Source organism: Catenuloplanes niger (assembly GCF_031458255.1).
Taxonomy (GTDB): domain Bacteria; phylum Actinomycetota; class Actinomycetes; order Mycobacteriales; family Micromonosporaceae; genus Catenuloplanes; species Catenuloplanes niger.
Window position 1 is genome coordinate 1090350 of the sequence record NZ_JAVDYC010000001.1, and the last position, 20516, is coordinate 1110865.

A 20516-nucleotide genomic window follows, 5' to 3' on the forward strand; every position below is an offset into this window, starting at 1 on the left:
CCCCGGTCCGTACGGACCGGGGCCGGAGCGGTTCCGGTCCTCCTGTTCAGCGCACGCGGATCTCGGCGATGTCCAACGCGTTCGCGCCGCCGTACCACCAGACCCGGTATTCGAGGCTGTTGTCGGACGACGTGATCGTGATCGGCACGGTGAACCGGATGAACCCGATGGACGCGAAGTCACCGGCCTGCAGGACCTTGATCGGCGCGACCGAGGCGCCGGTCCGGGCGTCGTAGACCTCGATGTTGGCCACCTGCGAGCCGGCCACCGGATCGCTCGACCGCATCACGAACTCCACGGTGTACGACCCCGGGCTCAGCGAGTGGTTCGGGCCGAAGGTCATGTGGCCCGGGGCGCTGACGCCCGGTGTGGCGGAGAGCAGCCCGCCCGCGGTCCGGCTGTAGTTGCCCGCCGCATGGGTCTGCAGGGGCGCCTGGCCGGGGCTGTAGACCAGCTTGGCGCCCGCGCCGAGGGCCAGCGTGTTCACCGCGAGGGACTCGATGTTCATCAGTGAGTTGGGCTCCGCGTCCAGGTGCGCGCTCGACGTCCATCCGGTGAGTGCTCCGGTGCCGTTCACCCGCTGCTGGTGGGATATCAGCTGCGCGCGCAGGGAGACCGAGTGGTGTGCCAGCGTACGTTGCTGGGCGGGGCTCAACCCCGTGTGGTGCACGAGGATCTGGTCGTTCAGCAGCTTGAGCAGGCCGATGTGGTAGTTCTCCGTCAGTGCGGGGTATTCCCACAGCCGGGTCTCGGGGTTCCGGGTGTATCCGGACTTGCCCAGGATGTCGCTCCACTTGGCCAGAGCGGTCTGCTGCGGGCCCTTGGACAGGTAGTACAGCCCGTCCAGCGCGAGCCGGTCCACGTTGTCGGACTTGATGGGCGGGTCGACCCGGTCGTGCGGCGTCCAGTTCTGGTCGCCGGACAGGATCCGCCACCGGATGTGGTCGCCGTTGTCGCTCAGGCCGTTGGGCTGGGGCCGGCCGTAGGCCTGAGCCATGTGCCGGGCCAGCCAGTTGTCGTCGAACCAGAACTGATAGAACGGCGTCTGGCCGGCCGCTCGCACCGCGTTCCTGCCGTAGCCGTAGTGCTCGTGGAAGGCGGACCCGCCGGTGGGCTGGTCCAGTTGCCCGTCCCGGTTGGCGTCGAAGAGCAGGTGCCCGTTCTTGTCCCGGGCGGTGTACCGGAATCCTTCCCGCGACGCCTGCCTGATCAGCTCCGGCTTGTTGAAGCTGTGCCCCGGCGAGTCGATCGTGGTCGGCTCGGGGGTCAGGAACTCGTTGTCGTCGTAGTAGTTGTAGTCGTAGATGAGTCCGTCCACGTTCCGCCACATTCCCTCGGCCGAGTAGGCGAAGTCGACCGCGCTCAGTCCGTACGGATAGTTGATCCCGTACCGGTAGAGGCCGGTCTGCGGCGGGTAGTCGTAGTCGATCCGTACCACCGGGACCTGCGCGGTGTTCGGTGCCTGGACCGACCGGACCTGTTTCCAGCTCAGCCGCGGATCGCTCTCGTTGTACGAGGTGAGTCCCATGAAGACCGTCGGACTGCCGGAGTCGGCCGCGCGCTGGAAGAGCGGCACCACGCCGGCGCTCACCCAGGCGTCGTCGCACGCCGAACCGTAGCCGGCCGTCTGGGTGGAGTAGCCGTCGTTGGTCAGCAGCGCGGGCGCGGTATCCCAGTAGATCGGGTTGCGGTACGGGGCGGTGTTCCAGACGAGCCAGCCGGTCTGGGCGCAGCTGCCCGAGTACCAGTTCCACAGGCTCAGTGTGGCGCTGGTGATCCGGGCACCGGCGAACTGCGCCGACGGCCACTGCATGAAGGATCGCGCGAGGTAACCCGTGGCCTTGCCGTAGGCGAGGTAGTCGGCGCCCGAGTGGTCGGGTTTGCCGTCGGTGGAGAGTTCGTCGTCACGGACGATGGTGTCGCCGGCCGCGCCCATCTCGACCTGCGGGCCGAGCGTGACCGGATACCTCGTCCCCGGGTCCTGCAGCCAGGCCTGGTCGGCGGCGAGCCGCAGGTCGACCGCGCCGGTGCCGGCCGCGGCGTCGGCACCCCGCGCGGGTGCCGCCGCGGATGTCGCGGATCCGCGCGGCGCGGCCCGGACGGTGAGGGCCTTCTCCCGGGTCCGCTCGCCGCTCGCACCGACCGAGGAGTCCCACATCATCGGCGTCGGCACCCGGCCGACGGTGGCCCCGGCGGCATCGCGGATCGCGAACGAGGCCGCGCCGTCGGCGACGAACCGCAGGCCGTCGCTGCGCAACGGCACGGTCATGGCCGCCGTCCGGGTGGCCGCCGCCCGATCCTTGAGCACCAGCGACTGCGTGAAGCCGAGCCGGGTCGCCACCAGCAACAGATCGACGCCCGGCCGCACCTCCCGGTACGTCGCCGTGTCAGCGGCGAGCACCGGGGCGGGCAGCGGGCCGGTCCACAGCATGCTGATCGAGTCGCCACCGGTCGCCATCCGCGCGAGCGCCTGCTCGCCGGAGCCGGTCGTGGCGCCGGAGAAGCGCAGGCCGCGCGGGTGCCCGACCGGCTCCACCGCGCCGTCCGCGGTGAGCCGCAGCGTCAGGTCCACCGCCTGCCAGGTGCCGCCCCTCTCGAAGCGGACCGGGCCGGCGTGGATCTCGGTACTGAAGCCACCCTCCGGGCGGGCCCACACCCGGGTCGTCTCGGTCCGCTGCGAGGCCACCTCCACCCGGCCGCCGCACCCCTTCGCCGCCGTCACGGCGGCCGGCGGATCCGGCTGTTCCGCCGGGCAGGCGGGCTTCGCCGCCGCGTCGGCACGCAGCACGACCTGATCTGCCAAGGTCAACAGCAGGACGGCGGCGGCAGTGACCGCGATCCCCTTCGAGAGCTTTCTCCCCCGCCCCGAACCGAACCGGGTCGATACGCGCGAACGTTGCCTCACCGACATCTGTCCCCCGTAGATGAATTCAGCCCTGGGTTCCCCGAACGCCAGGCGCTGGAATGCCACTGTGCGGAGTCTGGCCGTTGCGCCGGGGCCGCGTAAGGGCTGCTCGACCCCGTGGGACGGATCCGGGACGAAGTCGGGGCAGGGGCACACCGGCGGGCCGCACGCATCCATCGGCGCCCATTGCTTGAGTGTCGGGTAACCGCCAACAGCGACATGGCAATCCACGGGTATCGATAAGATCCTGAGCCGTACGGGCGCCTGACGGGGAGGGGGTGCAGTCGCCGCACATGACCGACGAACCCAACGGCGGGGCTCCCCGCACGGGCGCGAAACAGGAACTGGCCGAAGAGCTGCAGCGACTACGGGTCCGGTCCGGCAAGAGCCTACGAGAGCTGGCCGTCAGCACCCACAGCAGCGACTCGTCGCTCTCTCGCTATCTGACCGGGCAGGTCGTGCCGCCGTGGCGCACCGTGGAGACGCTGTGCGACATCGCCGGCGAGGATCCCGGCACGGTCAAGGCGCTGTGGAACCAGGCCCGCAGCGTCCGGATCCTGGACAAGCTGCAGAGCCGGGGGCCGGCCCACCGATCGGCCGGCCGGCCGTCGCCGCCCCCGGAGCATCCCCACGGTGCCGCGTCGGTGAACGCGACACCCGCCGGCCGGCCCGGCGTGTCGCGGCAGCGCTCGATACGGCTGGCAGCGGCGGCGCTCGGAGTGATCATGCTGATGGCGGCCACCGGAATCGTGGTGCACCGGCTGACCATCACGTCGATGGAGGAGCGCTTCGCACGCGAGCGAACCGCCGCGGCGCTCGCCTCCTCCCCACCGGCGCCGCCGGGGGCCGCACCCGACAACCCGACGTCACCGATGTGCCAGTTCAGCCACAGCGAGATGGGCAAGGCCCTGTGGCTGGAAGCGTTCGTCATCGCCCCCGGCGGCACCCTGAGGCGAGGCGAGGTCTGCCGGATCGGCAGGGCACACGTCACGGTGGAGGCGGACGGCTTGACCGTTCGCGTCGTCGGCCAGCGGGACGTGGAGTGGAAGTCAGGCTGGTTCAGCGGCGCGGAGGCGACGACCGACCGGGCGGTGTTCACGGCGGACGGACGGCTGAGCACCTACGACGTCACGAACACCGAGCTGTGGGCATCGCACCGGCCGGCCCGCGCGACCGAGGGGCAACTGGCGATCCAGTCCGACGGGAACCTCGTCATCTACTCCAAGGACTGGCAGCACCTCTGGGCGATCCGATAGCCGGCGAGACAGCGTCGACGGCCGGAGTCCGTGCGCTCACGGGGACGCCCGAGCGTGCGGGACGGCCCAGTGGGTGACGGAACGGCACACTCGCTATCGGAAGATGGTCAGCCGTACGCCGATGGAGCCCTCCCACCGGTTCCTGAGCGGCGTGGCGAACCCGTGCTGCACGACATTGAGGCCGACCCGCGGGAAGGCGAGTCCACCGTCGTACTGATACGAAGCGCAGGCGCCCTCCGCGCCCGCGATCACGGCTTCTCTGCCCATGCCCTTCACCGCGACGGCGAACTCGCTCGCTCCCGGGATCAGCCAGTCGCCGGGTGCCGGGCGGCCGTTGCCCGCCGCGGTCCACGCACCGTTGCCGAAGAACCACTGGCCCGGCGAGGTGTCGATCCGCGAGTCGAGTCGCGCCCGCACGAGCACCGTGTCGCCGCGCTTCAGGGTCGTCCAGAACCCCGGCTCCTTGGTCTCGTTGGAGATCACGAGGTTCGGCGACACAGGACCGCCCGACTTGAGGACCCCTTGGCACTCCTCGAACGGCGTCAGGGGCCAGGAGGCGGCCGCGGCGGGACCGGCGCCCATCATGATCAGCGGCGCAACGCCGGCGGCGATCAGCGTCCGTACCACACTCTGCAAGCGCATCGCCCGTTATCTCCCGTCTTCTACCGTTCTGTTCCACGCAGAAGCTACAGCGGCGGCAAGGTCGGGCGGCCCGGAGCCGGATCGTGGCGCAACAAAGGCACCTTTCCGACAATGCCGGCGGCGTCCCATGTTCGCCCTGGTCGCGTGCGCGGCCTTCAGCTGCGTGCGCTCACGCCACGGGTACGCCGGAGCCGTTCGACCTGACGCGGCTGGCGTAGCGGCGCGGTGGCGTACCCATGATCCGTTTGAACGCGGTGTTGAACGCGTGTTCGGACTCGTAGCCCAGCGAGCCGGCGATCCGGGCGATGGTGTCGTCGCCGTGCTGGAGCCGTTCCGCGGCGAGCATCATCCGCCAGCGGGCCAGGTAGGCGATCGGGGTCTCCCCCGCGCGGGTCCGGAAGCGTTCGGCGAACGTGGAGCGGGACATGCCGGCGGTCGTGGCGAGTTCCCGCACGGTCCAGGAGTGGGCCGGATCGGCGTGCATCGCGGTGAGCGCGGCCTGCATGCGGGGGTCCGCGAGCGCGGCGAACCAGCCGACGTCCTCGCGGGCGGGCCCGGTCAGATACAACCGCAGCGCCTGGACCAGCATCATGTGCGCGAGTTGCTGGGCGATCAGGGCCGAGCCGGGACGCGGTTCGCGGAACTCCTCCATCATCAGCTCGATCGACCAGCGCAGCCGGGCCCGATCGCCGGACGTCTCGACCAGCATCAGCGGCGGCAGGCTCCGCAGCAGCAGCTCGACGTGCGGGCTGCCGGCCTCGAAGCGGCTGCCGACCAGGTAGACGTCGCCGCCGCCCTGGTAGGTGACGACCTGGCCGCTGCGGTTCGGGTCGAGCACCTCGGACGCCCGCGCCGGCACGACGTCCGGCGCGCTGCCGATCACGGCGGTCCGGCCGGTGGGCAGCACGAAGCAGGCGTTCTCCGGCACGAGCACCGGCGCCTCGCCGGCCACGGTCAGCCAGCAGGAACCCGCGACGACCGCGTAGCACTTGATCCGGCCGGCGAGATCGTCGAGCTCCAGCGCCCAGTCGCCGCCGGCGTCGAACCCGGCGGTGATGTAGCTGCGCGGCTTCAGCAGCGCCAGCACCTCACTCAGCGGGTCCACCACACCTCCCGGACGATCGCGAACAAAACACCGACTTCCAAGCATAGAAGGTACGACCCGAGCGACCTAGATTCGAGCCATGACAACGATTTCCTTCATCGGCAGCGGACGGATCGGCGGCGCCCTCGCGCGGCTGGCCGTCGCCGCCGGACACGACGTCGTGCTGAGCAACAGCCGCGGACCGCAGAGCCTGCGGGAGACCGTGACCCGGCTCGGCTCCCGGGCGCACGCCGCGAGCAGCACCGAGGCCGCGGCCGCCGGCGACCTGGTCGTCGTGACCGTCCCGATCCGCGCGTACCGGCAGGTGCCGGTCGAACCGCTGCGCGGCCGGGTCGTCATCGACACGCTCAACTACGACCCGGCCCGCCAGGGCACCGTCCCCGAGATCGAAGCCGGCACCGTCCCGCCGCACCTGCTGCTGCAGGCGCACCTACCGGACGCGTACGTGGTCAAGGCGTTCAGCACCGTGTTCTTCCGGCACCTGCCGCAACTCGCCCGGCAGGCCGGCGCGCCCGACCGCAGTGCCGTACCCGTCGCGGGTGACCACGCGGCGGCCAAGGCGACGGTCGCCGCCCTGATCGACTCGCTCGGCTTCGACGCGTACGACGTGGGGCCGCTCGCCGAGAGCCACCGTTTCGCGCCCGGCACCCCCGCCCAACTGGCCTACCTCGACCCCGACGGCATGTTCACCGCACCCGCCCGCCCCGCCACCGCCGCCGATCTGGCCGCGCTTCTCGACCGGGTGACCCGACCATGAAGGCAGCGGCATCGACGGCGTCGGACGCGGCGCCGACGGCCGGCTCTGATACTTCATGTCGCTGCACGGCAGGTAAGGCTCGACGGCCGAACACGCCGTCATCGACACCCGGCACAGGCGCATCGTCATCAGCCGGCGGTGACCACACCGGTTCCGCCGAGTCCTCGAGAGCCGCACCGGCGCGACCGTTCGGTGCTGAACCTCTCCGGCCGCGGTTCGGCAGTGGGGCCGGTGTCAGCGTCGGGGCATGTCCACGACCGGAATCGACCTCCCCACCTACAAGGAACGGTTTCGGCGGGAGGCGGCCGCGCGGGGCGTCCCCGAGGCCCGGGCCGAGGCCTTCCTCGCCGTCATGCGGCCCCGCGTCGGGCTGATCAGCACACCCAACGACGGGGGCGTCGTCTTCCGCTACGGGGGTCTGCCGCGGATGCCGGACGGCGTCGACTGGCCCGGAAGCGCCAGCTTCCTCGGCGCACTCGACTGCGAGGCCATACCCCGCGCACAGCTCGATCTGCCCTACCCGGAATCGGGCGAACTGCTGTTCTTCTGGGAGGGCCACGACAACGTCTTCGAGCCGTGGGGTGAGGTGATCCACGTCGCGGACCCGTCGACGGCGTCGCCACGACAGCGGCCGGGTGGGCCCGGGGCGTACGCCGACCCGGTGGACTACTTCGCGACGCCACAGGTCCATCTGCCGTGGGACACCGGCTTCTACGATGACGTCGCCTTCGAAGGACTCGACGACGTCGCCAAGGCCGTGGAGGCGACCTGGGAGGACCCCTGGTGCGACTTCGCCCTGGGCGGCTTCCCGAACTGCACCGGCGGACCCGAGTGGGACATCCCCGACGGGATCGGCGAGTGGCCGGCCGAACGGGGCGAACGGCCGACGTACACCCAGCTTCGCGGCGAGTACCGAGTACTTCTGCTCAGCGACTCGGACCCGTTGTTCAACTCCCGGCTGAACTACGTCATCCGCGCCCAAGACCTGGCCGCGGGCCGGTACGACACGGTCAGCATGGTCGCCGACGTCAACGACTGAACCAGCGGGCCGCGTGACCGATCCGATGCGTTGTTGCGAGCCGCCCACGGCCACGTACCCTCGCAGCAAAGAATTTCTTCTACCGGCTGACGTCGATGTGCAGGATGCGGTCGTCGCCGGGTCTCGGGTCGACACCGCCCCAGGTCGACCCGTCGGTGTTGGACGTGATCAGCCAGAGCGCACCGTCGGGGGCCACCTCGACGGTACGGATCCGGCCGTACTCGCCGCTGTGGTGCGCGACCGCCTCACCGGTCGCGCGGCCGCCGTCGACGGGCAGTTGCCACAGGCGTTGCCCGCCGAGGGCACCGATCCAGAGCGAGCCGGCGGTGTATGCCATCCCCGAGGGCGAGGCGTCGTCCGGGTGCACGGTCCAGATCGGTGCCGTTCCGGTGCTGCCCTCGATGCCCTCGGTCTCGGGCCAGCCGTAGTCGGCGCCGGCCCGCAGGACGTTGACCTCGTCCCAGGTGCGGTGGCCGAGCTCCGAGGCGTACGCGGTGCCGTCCGGGCCGAACGCGATGCCCTGGACGTTGCGATGCCCGGACGAGTAGATCGGGCTGTTCCCGGCGCTGCCGTCGGGCACCGTGCCGTCCGTACGGGTGCGCAGGACCTTGCCGTTGAGGCTGGTGTCGTCGGCGGCGTTGGCCGGCTCGAAGGCGTCGCCGGTGCCGATCCACAGATTGCCGTCCGGGCCGATCGCGAGGCGTCCGCCGTGGTGGCGTTGCGCGGTCCGGATGCCGTCGAGCAGCACCCGGTCCTGGCGCAGCGACCGGTAGTCCGCGGCGATGTGCAGCGCCACGATCGAGTTCTTGTCCGCGCCGGTGACGGAGGCGTAGACGGTGCGGTCGTCCGCGAAGCCGGGAGAGGCGACGATGCCCATCAGACCGCCCTCCGCCTTCGGCACGACCCCGGGAACCCGGCCGACGGTCCGTGCCGGGCCGCCGCCGGCCGGCACCCGTTTGATCAGGGCGGAGTCACGTTCGGAGACCAGCGCGGACCCGTCGGGCAGGAAGGTCAGGCCCCACGGCACGGTCAATCCGCACCGCCACGACCGTCAACGGATCCGCCGGCCCGCTCGCCACGCTCGGCGAACCCACCGAGATCACCACCCGCCCCATGCGACTTTTCCCCCGCCGATCCCTGCTCGGTGCCGGCCTGGCCGCGACGCTGAGTCTGACCGCCTGCTCCACGGAGCCCGTTGCGGACGAGCCGGCGACCCAGGTTGTCCCCTCCGGTTCGCTCAACGCGGCTGGTTGCCGGATCCGCTCGACCGCGGTCGACCGCCGAACGCCGCCGATACCGGCACGCGGGTCAGGTGGACTCCCGGCCTCGTCCCGGCGCAGGGCAGGGATGCGGCACAGGCCGTCACCGGGCAGGCCGACACCCTCGGGTCGCAGGCGGAGGAACCCACCGAGCGTTCTGTCGTCCATGTAGACCTCCCCGGGCCGGCGTGAATCCAGCATCGGTGGAAGGAATCGGGACAGGAAGGCCACGTCCAGCCTAGGTGCCGCACACCCCGGCAACACCCACGGACAAACCGCGGCCGGCAGCGGAGCACCGTCCGGCCACCGGTGGAAAGTCTTCCCCGACCGCGAACACCGGCGCCACGTCACCCCCCGACAGCGTCACGTCAGACTCGCCGCCGCACTGCTGGTCCCCCGCACCCGTCTACGACCGGCAGCTCGCGACCTCCTCGGCCACACCGCCGCCCTCCTCACGCGCACCATGCCCCGCGCCAGGGACGGCATCGGCCCAACGGCGCGCTGAGCGATGGCTGCCGCCGGCCCGCCGGTCAAGCCGCAGGGTAGCTGGCCGGTGGCGCGCAAGCGGCCAGGAGGGACGTCGAACTGCCGCCGGAAAGCGTGGCCCAGAGCGAATTCGGTGGAGTAACCGACGCGGCGCGTGATCGCCGCCAGCGGAGTGTCGGTCTCGCGCAGCAGGCGGGCAGCGCAGGTGAGCCGCCACTCGGTCAGATACCGCTTCGGCGGACGGCCGATCACGGTCGCGAGCGGCTGACGAAGACCGTCCACGAGCGGTCCGGGGCCGCGTGAATCCGATGCAGGACCTCGGCGATCGCCGCGCCGGTCACCTCCGACGCCGGTCCGCCGCGGTTGTCCGACAGCCATTACTTCAGCACATGCGTCAAGACCAGGTCGGGCAGCGGCCGCAACTGCGGATTGCGCCCATGGTCCGGGGACACGACGATCACGTCCGGCAGCGAACACAGATACCGAGGGACCCCGGCCACAGCCAACTGTGGGACCTGACTCTGGGGCACACTGTGCGTATCAACCGGACTTTTTCGACGGCATATGAGTACGTCGGTGCTCAACGCGCGGCTTCGTCGAGAACGCGGACAAGCGTGTCCGTGGTCTTGCGTGCTTCCGCGGCGTCAGACTCGTTCCGCCATCCCTGATGCCAAGGGCCGTCCTGGCTCGCCACGACGAGCAGTGCCGTCAACGCATCGCCGGCCAGGCCCGGTGCGGGTGCATGTAGCGGTATGTCCTCCAGCAAGTCCTCGTCGTACAAATATCGCAAGCGCTCGGCGAAGACATCGCCGCCCGGCAAGGTCGCGGCGACCACCGCTGCACACGCCACAACCCGGTCCGGAAAAAATTCCCGCCACAACAGCTCAGGATGCTCCTTGACGGACGAGAACTCGCGCGCCAGCACTGCAGTGCGCTCTTCGAGTGGATGCGCGACCAGATCGTCAAGGAAATCCATCGCACCATCGCTGGAGAACGCACCCGTACCGAAGGTCCCCATATAGCACCCCGATCGTTGCCGCTCCCTGATGAACGTCACGTCGATTGTCAGCGCACCCATCCACCTGCACTGACCACGCCCCTCCGTGATCGTAGGCTGATGGGGTCGGTGACACAGCCGTATGCGGTAGTCACTCCCGGCCGTGTCTGCTTGCGACGGCGGGACCAAGGCTCACCGGCAGCAGGGCTGTAGGGACTGTAAGCGGATCGCGGCAGATCCGGATACCTGATCATGGTTCCGGTCATGAGGCAGATCGATCTGTCTCCGGAGAGTGCACGGTCCAAATCCCGCTGTCCGATGCACGCGGGTCGGGGATAGCGTGACCTTCCGGTAGAGGGAACCATGACAGGAGCTGTCGATGACGCTGGCCACGAAGGGCTCACGCCACATCGTCATCGAGGGCGCTCCATACCGCTGGCGGGTGCGGCGCAGGCCGACCTACGTCCAGGGGATGGGCTGGTCGCCGCTGACCGTCGCGGTCGAGGCCGCCGACATCTCCGGGTCGCTGCTGCTGGTGAAGCTGCCGTACGCGCATCCCGGCAACTGGATGAACCTGCCGGGCGGGCCGGTCACCCCGGCCATCGTCAAGGCCGGTGTCCTTCTTGGCCTCGCCGACGGCTGGAAACCCCGGCAGCCAGGCCGGCCGCACGCGCTGGTGCTCGACCACCCGCCGCGCTGATCATCGGAGAGCAAGGTGCTCTCCGCGGCAGAACAGTGCGACGCGGGCAGTACGAGGCGCGGTTGGTGACTTTGTTACAGCACCGGCTGCCGCCGCGCGGAGATGCGCGCCTGGCTGAGCGCACGACCCGAGTTGCCACAGCCGGCCGCGGCATGGTGCGGTAGGCGACCGGGCCGGCCGGGGTGCCGGCCGGCCGGCGCGAACGTGTCTCAGTTACCCCAGAAGATGTAGTTGGCGTTGTAGGGAACGCTGGACTTCTGACCGTCGGTGCAGGCAGCAGATGGGGCCACGCCGCCGAAGGTGTTCATTCGCTGGATGTGGGTCACCCGGCTGAGGAATCCCGTTCCGGTGCGGGTCTTCACCTCGAGCAGCAGCTCGGGGATCGCGCCGGGGACCGGTGAATTGGCCACCGGAGCGGCGGTGATCAGGGAGCCGTCCGAGGTGGACTGCCAGCTCGGGCCGCCGAAGTGGTGAATACTGCGGTTGGCACCGTCGTAGAGCTCGGCCTCGGGGGTCGAGGAGCCGGTGAACTTGCCGCCGGAGCAGGTGTAGGTCTGGGTGCCGTTGCCGACCACGAACTGGCCGATGATGGTCAGGCCGGCCGGTGGCTGGAGCGACGGGCCTTCGGCGGCGGACGCTTGGTACGTGACCGCGGAGACGCCTGCCGCGACAACGGCGGCTGCAACGACGGCCATCTTCCGCTTCAGTGTGCGCATGACCATGGGTACGCACCGCAGGCTGCGATGGATCAACCGCGCGCCCCATAAACGACGATTTTTCGTAGCGCGTCGCCGTATCCAGGACGGGACCGCCGGCAAGCTCGACCGGCCGGGCCTCCTCAAGGGTGCCGGAGCGCAGATATGAACGCGGCCGATCCGGGTGCGCCACCACCCGGATCGGACGCGAGAACGGGACGACACCCGGCGACCGCACTCGCCAGACCGAGCCCACGATCAGGCTCGGAGCCAGCCGGCGGCCAGATGTCACGAATCCACCAAAACCGGGAATATCACTCCATCGAAGCGGGGGAAGCTCAGGTTCAGCCCCTGGCGCGACTTCTAGAAGAGAGTTTCGATGCCGGAACCAGCCGAGTTGAGGCGTGGGGGCGGCACGATGGACAGCAGGGGTGAGGAGCGATCCAGTACGGCATCGAGTTCGACGGCCGACGCTGGGGCCAGTCGATAGATCCCCTGAACGCTGATCGCGCTTGTGAGCAGGCCATCCTCGCTGACATGTTTGATCGGCCGTGGACCTCGGCGCGGCATGTACGTGAGTGTCTTCAGCGTCTCGCCCGGGACGGCCCGTTCGCTGTACACCATGGTGCCCTCCTCGCCGAGCACTACCTCGTCCGTGCAGGTCGGCGCCAGAAAACGCCACGGGAGATACCGTTCGTAGTACTCCTCCAGTCGAGCGCCAGCAGCTTCCACGATCTCCCGCACGCGCATGCGGCCGAACACGAACAGCACCTGGCGATGCACGCCGATGGGGTAGAGCAGGTCACCCGCATTGACCTTTGCGCGTCGGAAACTCGGCTCGGACACGTGCGGTCCACCGAACATGATCTCAAGCGGTCGATACATGCCCAGCGCGCGCCGCCAACGGTCCTGCGGCCAGAAGACCGTGTACGCCTCACTCACGAAGGCACCGTAACAAGCACCACCGACAAGATCGGAGGATCTCTTCGGGCGGGCGTCGGCAGACAACTCATCGGCTGCCCACCGTAGTCGGTGTGACTCTCATTTGGCGTGCGCTCCGCTGGTCACCGCGGAACTCGCCACGGTGGACAACAACGTCTACGGATTCGTGTACGAGACCTCGGAACCGGAGTCGCTCGCAAGCTCGTTCGCGCAGGTGGACATGGGACGAGTATCGGTCAGGCCGGTGGATCGTCTCGATAGAGATCCTCTTTTACCCGTCGGGTGCGCCAGCGCGTTGCCGTCAGTTCGGGTCGAGGGCGGATCAGGGCCGGCGTCCAGTCGTACAGTCGCGCGTCGGGTGCCTTGCTGTCCCAATCGGCGATCAGTGTGAACGGATCCGTGGCGCGTGCGGCCTCATCGTCACAGGTCTCGCGGACGACCATGGACGGGTAGAGGCGCGTCTCCTGAGCCACATTGCAGTCGTCCGTCCGGGAAGCGACCAAGGCACCGCAATCCTCGCAGGCCACACACCGGTTCCACTCCACCAGTGACCAGCAGCCCGTACGGACGAGGTCGTGAATGATCCGTGTACCGCGAACGTCACCCGGTGAGAGGACGAAGGTGCCGGCCACCTGATCATCGCCGTATGCGGCCTCGTCGATCGCGTAGGTGCGGGGCTCGAGGAGTGGAGGGTTTACGTGGTGGTGGTCCAGACGCGACCAGTGCGGCTGCGCTGGCAGCGGCACCAGCCGGACCGGGACGCTCAGCGCGTTTCCGCACCCCGCACACCGAAACGTCTCCACGGCGGCAGTGTGACATTCCGGTCGGGCAAACGCGATCCGAATATGCACGGGAACGTTCCGAGCGGCCGGGCCGCGCCCGGCAGGCAACGTTCCGTGAACGTACTCAACTCGGCATGACCGGTAGTCACTAGTGGGCTGTCCACGAACGTTTGCCGGGTCCGGGGTTAGGCGGCGGTCTGGGTGCGTGGTCGACCCCAGCGGTGTTGGCGTTCGCTGCGGATGCGGGCGCGTTCGCGTCGTTGGGCGGCCAGGACGTCGGGGTGGCGGGCGTTGGCGTTGCGCCAGCGTAGGTATTTCTGCAGCTCGCCGGTCTGGACGGTGTGGTTCGGGTGGTCCGAGCCGGCCATGACGAACGTGCGGAGTGGTCCGAACTGGGCCTCGATCGGGTTGGCCCAGGACGCGCTGGTCGGGGTCAGGCACAACTCGACCTTGTTGAGGGCCGCCCACCGGCGGATTTTCGCGGTCTTGTTCGCCGACAGGTTGTCGAGGATGACGTAGATCGGTGCCCCGTCCGGCCGCGCCGCGCGGATCGATTGCAGCGCGGCGAGGCTGTGATCTGCGCCTTTGCGGCGGCGGACGACTCCCCAGAGCTGGTCGTCGCCGAGGCTGTAGCAGCCGTGGAAGTAGCGGATGCCGTGCGTGCGGGTGTAGGTCGCGGGCAGCCGGCCCGGATCGGATCGCGGTGCCCACGTGCTGCCGTGGTGCGGGCGGATCGATAGCGGCCCGAACTGGTCGAAGGCGAAACACCGGTCCAGGAACGCGTTCGTGACCTGCTCTATCCGGTCGAGTTTCGCGTCGAAGTCCGGATCCGACGATTCCTTCCAGGTGCGTGTGCGCTGCCAGGACACGTCGTTGTCATGCAAAAGTTGCCGCAGCCGCTCCGGGCTGACGACCACCCGCCGGGCGGCATCACGGCCGGCGAGGTAGTCGGCGAGTTTCCGCAGGCTCCACCGGGTGAAGGGCTGCCCGAGCCGGCGCGGGTGTTGCGTGGCCGTCGTGACGATGAACGCTTCGTCGTCTTCACTGATCCGGCGGGGACGGCCGCCCGCCCACTGAGGGTTTAGGCAGGCCAGCCCCATCTGATTGAACATGTGGATCACGTCCCGGACCGTGTCCTCATGCGCGGCGACCAGCCGGGCGATCGCCGGGACCGGGGTCCCGGACGCGGACGCCATGATGATCAACGCCCGGCGGACCCGGACCGAGTCGTGCTTCCCGCGCCGGACGAGTTGTTGCAGCCTGCGGCCCTCGTCCTGGGTCAACCGCCGTGCCCGTACCGGCTCAGCCACCCCACACCACCCACCCTCGTCAGCGAACAACGCTGCCGAGACTGCCCCCGAACCACCGCCGGGCGGCGCAAGCCGCCCGGCGTGTCTCAGACCCGGTGAACGTTCGTGGACAGCCCACTAGGCTGAAACGTGGAGATATGAAGCGTGACGGCAGTTCCGGCTCGACCAACATGTTCGGGGGCGGTCTCCGTGATCGAGTCGCCGCTGTGTCAGGCGTGGTCCGGTGATTGCGTTGGTCAGGTGTGATGCCGGCCCTGGCTGCCGGCGAGCGGTCCCGTTCCGGCCGATGGCCCGACCGATGATCTCGCGTGGTCGAGACAACCCCGGCCGTCTCCCCTCGGGGGGCGGCCGGGACCCGCTCGTATCGGCAACGGCCCCGGCAGCTCGCGCCACCCGAAGTCGGTCATCCTGTGCCGGTGGTGCCGTCTCCGTTGCCCGTCATGTGCTCCCGGCGGTCGCCCTCCGCGGCTTTCCGGACCGCGAGCAGCCGGCTGGGCACGACCACTACCGAGTACAACGCGGCCATCCGCACGCCCAGAGCCCGGTGCGGGTGCGGGTGGCCCTGCCGGGTGAGCCGCTCCAGCCAGCGTCGCTCCAGCCGGCGGACGGCCACGGCCCCACCGACGGAGACGGCCACGGCGGCGGTGAGCCCGGCGGCACCTACCAGGACAACCCGCCGCCGCGCTGATGCTCTTCCTCCGGACGGCTCACCGGCCGGGACCCTGATACCGGCGTCCACGAACGGCAACCCGGAGCGGGCACCCGCAATCACCGGCTCGGCGGCGCCCTCGACATCGGCACGGATGGCGCGGACCCCCGGGATCGCCACGGCAGCGGTGACCGCCACCAACGCCCCACGGGCGAGACGCCGACGGGCTGGGGGCAATTCACCGGCGGCGATCCAGGCGCCGACGGACGCGACGTCAAACCCGGCCTCGGCCAGAGCGCGCAGGTAGGGGCGCCATGCGACGCCGGTAGGGATGTTCGTCATCCCCCCACCGTAGACAGGATCCGCCGCCTCGCAACGACGGTGGCAGACCAGCACGACCACCCGGACAGCGCTACTTCTTTCCTGGCCGTACGACTTCTTTCCTGGCCGTACGACCGCAGCCCGGCCAGGCTTGGTCGAGGTGACCGGCGGATCCGGATGGCGATGCGGGTACGTGACGACGGAAGATCGGGACATGGGCCGCGACACGAGATGGACATGGTCCAAGGTGAGCGAGATCCACGGGACTCGTCCCCCGCGAGGCGCTGCGTGTCATGGCGAGATCTACTCGTATCGGTACCGCCTCTACCCGCCATCCGACCGGTTCTACGAGCGCTGCGTCGGCTTGGCCTGGTGTTCGGTCTGCCGCGAGTATTCAGGCGCGATGGTGCACGTGCCCCGGACCGAGCACCTGGGCGATCTCCTCGCAGACCTGTCGGCACCGGAACGCGAGCGTCTGGCCCGCAGCGAGGTGACGCTGCTCGACTACCTGGATCGCCTCGCGCGGCGCGGGGAGTGGCCACCCTCCGCGCCGTGACGCACCGCGCGGACTCGCGGACCAGCGCACTCTTCTCGGCGGAGTCGCGCGTTGACCATGGTCATGTTCCGGAGGCCAGGTAGGCGGCGAGGATGTAGTCGGGGGGTGCCGGCCGAGGTTCCGGCGGGCGGTGATCTGGACGTCCCGCAGGCGCTGCGGCCGGGGGTCGCAGGACACGCACCGACGCGTCCTCGCCTACCTGACCCGCTGAGCGGCCATCGTAATTGTCTTCCGCCGCAAGCCTGCGGCCCAACGCCCTCGCGCATCGCACGAGGACCGCTGTTGACCTATACGGGATCTAAGGTCGGTTGTGGTTCACCTCGTCCGAAAGGGAGTCGCTATGTCGAGCACCCAGCCTTCCGGCTACACGACCGTCGCACCGTGGATCGTCACGTCCGATACCGGCCGGCTGCTGGACTTCATTGCTGCGGTCTTCGACGGAGTCGAGATGGGCCGGGTGCCGCTGGAGGACGGGACCATCGGCCACGCCGAGATCCGCGTTGGTGACACCGTCCTGCTCGCCTTCGATCGGAAGCCGGACTGGCCCGTGATGCCGTCCTTGTTGCGAGTCTTCGTTGCCGACGCGGACGCGACGATCGAGCGGGCCGTCGCCGCCGGAGCGAGCGTGATCACCGCGCCGGCGACCCAGGCGTTCGGCCAGCGAGGCGGTCGCGTGCGTGACCCGTTCGGCAACATCTGGTGGATCGTCACGGTGGTCGAGGTGGTCCCGCCCGAGGTGGGCCTGCGCCGGCTCGCCGAGCCCGCGTACGCCGAGGCGATGCGTGAGGCGCAGGAAACTTTCGACCGGGAACTGAGCGGCAGGACCAACAGCGTCGTCAGCCGCCCACTGACGAGCTGAACACGCCCGTCAAGCAGCTGTTCCGACATCCAAGGTAAATCGCGTTGGTCGCCTTCCCAGAACGCCCACTCCTCGGCACGAGCGTGCGTCCAGGCCGGGCAAGCTCCGATCACTCGGCGTGACCGCTCCTGATGGCCGACGTGCACGATCCGCGGCAGATCCGGATATCGACCGCACAGGCAGGATCGTGGAACCAACCCGTTTGCACGACGCCGACCGGTACTTCGGTCGACGAGAGAACCGGTCCCTACGTCTTGTAGTACTCCACGATGCAGAACTCATTGTCTTCCGGGTCGGCCATGACGAGGACGGCGCCTTCGGGATAGTCGTGCCGTTCGCTGGTCCAACGGCCGCCCAGGGCCACGATCAGATCCACCGCCTCGCCGACGTCATCGACGGCGATGTCCAGATGTAGCCGGATCTTGCCGACTTTGGGTTCTGGCACCGGCTGGAACGTCAACACCGGCGTGCCGTCGTCGACAGTCACCCGCCGCCAGCCCGGAAGGGACTCCGTCACCCCTCCTCCGAGAACCGCGGACCAGAAATCGGCCAGCCTCCGCGGATCCTGACAGTCGATCGTCACGCCGGCGAACCGGCCGAATGTCCCCATGGCGCCCAACGTAGCGGTTATGAAAGCTCGCGTCGGGGCGCACTCATCTCGGCACGAGCGTGCACCGGGGCCGCGCGCCGAGCCGAAATGCATGCGTGGGATCTGTGCTGCAGCGAGGGCGTCGAGATACCGCACAGGGCCGGGCCCAGGAAGAGATCCGGGACGGGCCTGGGTCCGTCCCGGATCTCGTTCACGCTGCCGCGCTCACCGTTGCAGTGCGGGCTCCTTGTCGTCGGCGCCCGAGGGTCGCCCGGTCGGTGGCTCCGCCGGTGGGCGGGACAGCCGGCTCGGCCACCAGATCCGCCGGCCGATCAGCAGGGTGAGGGCGGGCACCAGGATCGACCGCACCAGCAGGGCGTCGAGCAGCACGCCGAAGGCGACCAGGAAACCGACCTCGATCAGCATCACCAGCGGAAGGGAGACGAGGACGGCGAAGGTGGCCGCCAGGACCAGGCCGGCCGAGGTGATGACGCCGCCGGTCGCGGACAGGGCTTTCAGCATGCCGTCCCGGGTGCCGAGACGTGCGGTCTCCTCCCGGGCCCGGCTGGCCAGGAAGATGTTGTAGTCGACGCCGAGCGCCACCAGGAACAGGAATGCCAGCAGCGGCACCGAATAGTCGATGCCCTTGAACCCGAGGATCGTGTCGAAGACGAACACGCTGCCGCCGAAGGCCGCGGCGAAGGAGACGACCACGGTGGCCATCAGGACCAGCGGTGCCACTATCGCGCGCAGCAGCAGCGCGAGGACGAGCAGGACGACGGCGAGCACCAGCGGGATCACCAGCTTCTCGTCGCGGGTGGTGGTCACCTCGGTGTCGAGGTTCTCCGCACTCGGCCCGCCGACGATCGCCTCCGCGCCATTCACCGCGTGGACGGCGGTGCGTACCCGCTTGATGGTGTCGTACTCGGCGGGGGTGTCCGGTGCGTCGGCCGGGTACACGGAGATGTCCGTCCAGCCTCCGACGGTCGCGCCCGCTTCGGCCTGTGCGACGCCGGGAGTGCGCTTCGCGATCTCGAGAATCTGCTTCTGGTACGCCGGCCGCGTGTAGATGGTCATCGGCTGGCCGCCGAGCTCCGGGAAGTTCTCGCGCAGCACGGTGAAGCCGGTGACCGACTCCGGCGGGGACGGGAACTGGTCCTGCTCCCGCAGGGAGCCGGTGTTGCCCGTCAGCCCGACGATGAGGACGCCGAGGACTCCGAGCGAGCCGAGCGTCGCCACCCACCGGCGGCGGTTGATGGCGGTGCCGAGCCGTCCCCACAGCCCCGGCTTCTCCTGCATGGCCGCGTTGAACCGGGGGATGGCCGGCCAGAAGATTCGCCGGCCGAGCAGCACGAGCATCGCGGGGAACAGCGTCAGCATGGCCACCAGTGCGCACAGGATGCCGGCCGCACCGACCGGGCCCAGCCCGCTGATGCTGTTCAGGTCGGCGACGAGCAGGCAGAGCAGGCCGGCGACCACGGTGGCCGCGGACGCGACGATGGCCGGCGCCGCTCCGCGCAGCGCGTGGATCATCGCGACCCGGACGTTCTCGTGCTGGTGCAGTGCCTCCCGGTACCGGGCGATGAGCAACAGCGCGTAGTCCGTGCCGACGCCGAACACCAGGATCGTCAGCAGCGCCGAGTTCTGGTTGTCGACCACGATGCCGAAGCCCTTGACCAGCAGGTAGACCGTCGCCATCGACGTCAGCGCGGCCACACCCACCGCCATCAGCGGGATGAACCACAACACCGGGCTGCGGTAGGTGAGGATGAGCAGGAGCGTGACGACGATGACGGTGGTGAGGAAGACCTGCAGGTCGATGCCGTCGAAGACGGCGTCCAGGTCGCCGTCGATCGCGGCCGGGCCGGTCACGTCGAGTTCCAGGCCGGCGGGGCGGTCCTTCGTGGCCTCACGCAACGGGCCGACGAGTTCCTCCGGCGGGCCGTAGGTCGTGCTCATGTCGATGGTGAACATCATCGCCTTGCCGTTGGTGGACGGACTGATCGAGGGTCCGTCGTCATCCTCTTCGCCGGACGTCACCGTCTTCGGCGGGTACCGCTTGGCAAGGGTGTCGTAGTGGCGTTCGACCGTCGCGCGGTCGGCATAGGTCAAGCCGTCGGCGCGGCGGTACACGAAGACGAACGTGTTGTCCTCCGCGCCGGGAAGACTCTCCTCCAGCACCGCCACCTTGGTGGACTCGGCGCTGGCCGGCAGGGCGTCCACGGCTTTGTCGGTGGTGACCGAGCTCAGCTTCCCGCTCAACGGCACCATGACCGCCGCCAGCGCCACCCACAGGCCGATCACCAACCACGGTACCCACCTGCTGGCCAGCCGGCCGGGCGGTGTTTCCTTCGTCGGCGCTACGTTGACTTTCATCTGTCCTCCTGCGTAGGCGTTACGTTGCTTGTCCGAGGCCGACTTCGTACCGAGCGAATCTGAGACGACCATTAATGTGGTGCTCAGGCCGGTTGTTCGAGCCAGGTGCGCGGCGTACGCGCCAACCCGGTGACTTCATGATCACGCTCAATGGGTACGTCTTGGGTGACACAGCCGTCGGGCCGGGTGAGTAAGGCGTCGACGCCGGCCTGGTCGCCGCAGTCACGACGTCCGGGTCGGACCGCATCGGGGCGATCTGGTCCCGAGTGGCCTGCAGAAGACGTGCCGCGA

At 69.4% G+C, this 20516-nt stretch carries 19 protein-coding genes; 6 read left to right on the plus strand and 13 right to left on the minus strand.

Features of this window, described 5'->3' with window-relative positions; genetic code table 11:
• Positions 1-46: 46 nt before the first annotated feature.
• Positions 47-2803, minus strand: coding sequence for a DNRLRE domain-containing protein (locus J2S44_RS04795; protein WP_310409344.1), 2757 nt, complete (start codon positions 2801-2803; stop codon positions 47-49).
• A gap of 395 nt (positions 2804-3198) precedes the next feature.
• On the opposite strand from J2S44_RS04795, the gene J2S44_RS04800 reads away from it, so the two are divergent.
• Positions 3199-4161, plus strand: coding sequence for a helix-turn-helix domain-containing protein (locus tag J2S44_RS04800; RefSeq protein WP_310409345.1), 963 nt, complete (start codon positions 3199-3201; stop codon positions 4159-4161).
• Positions 4162-4254: 93 nt separating this feature from the next.
• Here J2S44_RS04800 and J2S44_RS04805 read toward each other — a convergent pair whose 3' ends face one another.
• Both J2S44_RS04805 and J2S44_RS04810 read right to left on the minus strand, forming a co-directional pair.
• On the minus strand, positions 4255-4788 hold the full coding sequence (locus J2S44_RS04805; RefSeq protein WP_310409346.1) for a hypothetical protein: 534 nt from the start codon (positions 4786-4788) through the stop codon (positions 4255-4257).
• Between the two features lie 184 nt (positions 4789-4972).
• Positions 4973-5908, minus strand: a complete 936-nt coding sequence (locus J2S44_RS04810; protein ID WP_310409347.1) for an AraC family transcriptional regulator — start codon at positions 5906-5908, stop codon at positions 4973-4975.
• 79 nt (positions 5909-5987) lie between these two features.
• On the opposite strand from J2S44_RS04810, the gene J2S44_RS04815 reads away from it, so the two are divergent.
• A complete protein-coding gene (locus J2S44_RS04815; protein WP_310409349.1) occupies positions 5988-6665 on the plus strand; it encodes an NADPH-dependent F420 reductase in 678 nt (225 codons plus the stop codon).
• Positions 6666-6912: 247 nt separating this feature from the next.
• On the plus strand, positions 6913-7704 hold the full coding sequence (locus J2S44_RS04820; protein ID WP_310409350.1) for a DUF1963 domain-containing protein: 792 nt from the start codon (positions 6913-6915) through the stop codon (positions 7702-7704).
• A 79-nt stretch (positions 7705-7783) separates the two neighbouring features.
• On the opposite strand, the gene J2S44_RS04825 is transcribed toward J2S44_RS04820, so the two are convergent.
• From J2S44_RS04825 to J2S44_RS04830, 3 genes are all read right to left on the minus strand, one after another.
• Positions 7784-8731 (minus strand): PQQ-dependent sugar dehydrogenase, encoded by a 948-nt coding sequence (locus J2S44_RS04825; protein WP_310409351.1) that lies wholly within the window; start codon positions 8729-8731, stop codon positions 7784-7786.
• A 595-nt stretch (positions 8732-9326) separates the two neighbouring features.
• Entirely contained in the window at positions 9327-9827 is a 501-nt protein-coding gene (locus J2S44_RS42835) for a helix-turn-helix transcriptional regulator (protein WP_374727802.1), read from the minus strand.
• Positions 9828-10029: 202 nt separating this feature from the next.
• The gene (locus J2S44_RS04830; protein ID WP_310409353.1) at positions 10030-10527 is read right to left on the minus strand and encodes a DUF4259 domain-containing protein; all 498 of its coding nucleotides are present in this window, start codon (positions 10525-10527) and stop codon (positions 10030-10032) included.
• Positions 10528-10825: 298 nt separating this feature from the next.
• Here J2S44_RS04830 and J2S44_RS04835 point away from each other — a divergent pair, with 298 nt between their 5' ends.
• Positions 10826-11146: a hypothetical protein gene (locus tag J2S44_RS04835; protein WP_310409355.1), complete on the plus strand. Its 321-nt coding sequence runs from the start codon at positions 10826-10828 to the stop codon at positions 11144-11146.
• A 209-nt stretch (positions 11147-11355) separates the two neighbouring features.
• Here J2S44_RS04835 and J2S44_RS04840 read toward each other — a convergent pair whose 3' ends face one another.
• The 5 genes from J2S44_RS04840 to J2S44_RS04860 form a co-directional block, all read right to left on the minus strand.
• A complete protein-coding gene (locus J2S44_RS04840) occupies positions 11356-11862 on the minus strand; it encodes a DUF3455 domain-containing protein (protein ID WP_310409356.1) in 507 nt (168 codons plus the stop codon).
• Between the two features lie 342 nt (positions 11863-12204).
• Positions 12205-12783, minus strand: a complete 579-nt coding sequence (locus J2S44_RS04845) for a hypothetical protein (RefSeq protein WP_310409357.1) — start codon at positions 12781-12783, stop codon at positions 12205-12207.
• 236 nt (positions 12784-13019) lie between these two features.
• The gene (locus J2S44_RS04850; protein ID WP_310409358.1) at positions 13020-13586 is read right to left on the minus strand and encodes a hypothetical protein; all 567 of its coding nucleotides are present in this window, start codon (positions 13584-13586) and stop codon (positions 13020-13022) included.
• Positions 13587-13750: 164 nt separating this feature from the next.
• Positions 13751-14875: an IS630 family transposase gene (locus J2S44_RS04855; protein WP_310409359.1), complete on the minus strand. Its 1125-nt coding sequence runs from the start codon at positions 14873-14875 to the stop codon at positions 13751-13753.
• Positions 14876-15278: 403 nt separating this feature from the next.
• Positions 15279-15926, minus strand: coding sequence for a hypothetical protein (locus J2S44_RS04860; protein ID WP_310409361.1), 648 nt, complete (start codon positions 15924-15926; stop codon positions 15279-15281).
• Between the two features lie 322 nt (positions 15927-16248).
• Here J2S44_RS04860 and J2S44_RS04865 point away from each other — a divergent pair, with 322 nt between their 5' ends.
• A complete protein-coding gene (locus tag J2S44_RS04865; protein ID WP_310409363.1) occupies positions 16249-16401 on the plus strand; it encodes a hypothetical protein in 153 nt (50 codons plus the stop codon).
• 340 nt (positions 16402-16741) lie between these two features.
• Entirely contained in the window at positions 16742-17260 is a 519-nt protein-coding gene (locus J2S44_RS04870) for a VOC family protein (RefSeq protein WP_310409364.1), read from the plus strand.
• 247 nt (positions 17261-17507) lie between these two features.
• Here J2S44_RS04870 and J2S44_RS04875 read toward each other — a convergent pair whose 3' ends face one another.
• Complete coding sequence (locus J2S44_RS04875; RefSeq protein WP_310409366.1) at positions 17508-17870, minus strand: VOC family protein; 363 nt, start codon at positions 17868-17870, stop codon at positions 17508-17510.
• Positions 17871-18074: 204 nt separating this feature from the next.
• Positions 18075-20225 (minus strand): MMPL family transporter, encoded by a 2151-nt coding sequence (locus tag J2S44_RS04880; protein ID WP_310409368.1) that lies wholly within the window; start codon positions 20223-20225, stop codon positions 18075-18077.
• Between the last annotated feature and the right edge of the window lie 291 nt (positions 20226-20516).

What these genes read in the sequence shown, in the direction of transcription:
- J2S44_RS04800 (WP_310409345.1), top strand. Translation starts at nt 3,199, where the DNA reads ATGACCGACGAACCCAACGGCGGGGCTCCCCGCACGGGCGCGAAACAG.
- J2S44_RS04815 (WP_310409349.1), top strand. Translation starts at nt 5,988, where the DNA reads ATGACAACGATTTCCTTCATCGGCAGCGGACGGATCGGCGGCGCCCTC.
- J2S44_RS04820 (WP_310409350.1), top strand. Translation starts at nt 6,913, where the DNA reads ATGTCCACGACCGGAATCGACCTCCCCACCTACAAGGAACGGTTTCGG.
- J2S44_RS42835 (WP_374727802.1), bottom strand. Translation starts at nt 9,827, where the DNA reads ATGGCTGTCGGACAACCGCGGCGGACCGGCGTCGGAGGTGACCGGCGC.
- J2S44_RS04830 (WP_310409353.1), bottom strand. Translation starts at nt 10,527, where the DNA reads ATGGGTGCGCTGACAATCGACGTGACGTTCATCAGGGAGCGGCAACGA.
- J2S44_RS04835 (WP_310409355.1), top strand. Translation starts at nt 10,826, where the DNA reads ATGACGCTGGCCACGAAGGGCTCACGCCACATCGTCATCGAGGGCGCT.
- J2S44_RS04840 (WP_310409356.1), bottom strand. Translation starts at nt 11,862, where the DNA reads ATGCGCACACTGAAGCGGAAGATGGCCGTCGTTGCAGCCGCCGTTGTC.
- J2S44_RS04865 (WP_310409363.1), top strand. Translation starts at nt 16,249, where the DNA reads ATGGTGCACGTGCCCCGGACCGAGCACCTGGGCGATCTCCTCGCAGAC.
- J2S44_RS04870 (WP_310409364.1), top strand. Translation starts at nt 16,742, where the DNA reads ATGTCGAGCACCCAGCCTTCCGGCTACACGACCGTCGCACCGTGGATC.
- J2S44_RS04875 (WP_310409366.1), bottom strand. Translation starts at nt 17,870, where the DNA reads ATGGGGACATTCGGCCGGTTCGCCGGCGTGACGATCGACTGTCAGGAT.
- J2S44_RS04880 (WP_310409368.1), bottom strand. Translation starts at nt 20,225, where the DNA reads ATGAAAGTCAACGTAGCGCCGACGAAGGAAACACCGCCCGGCCGGCTG.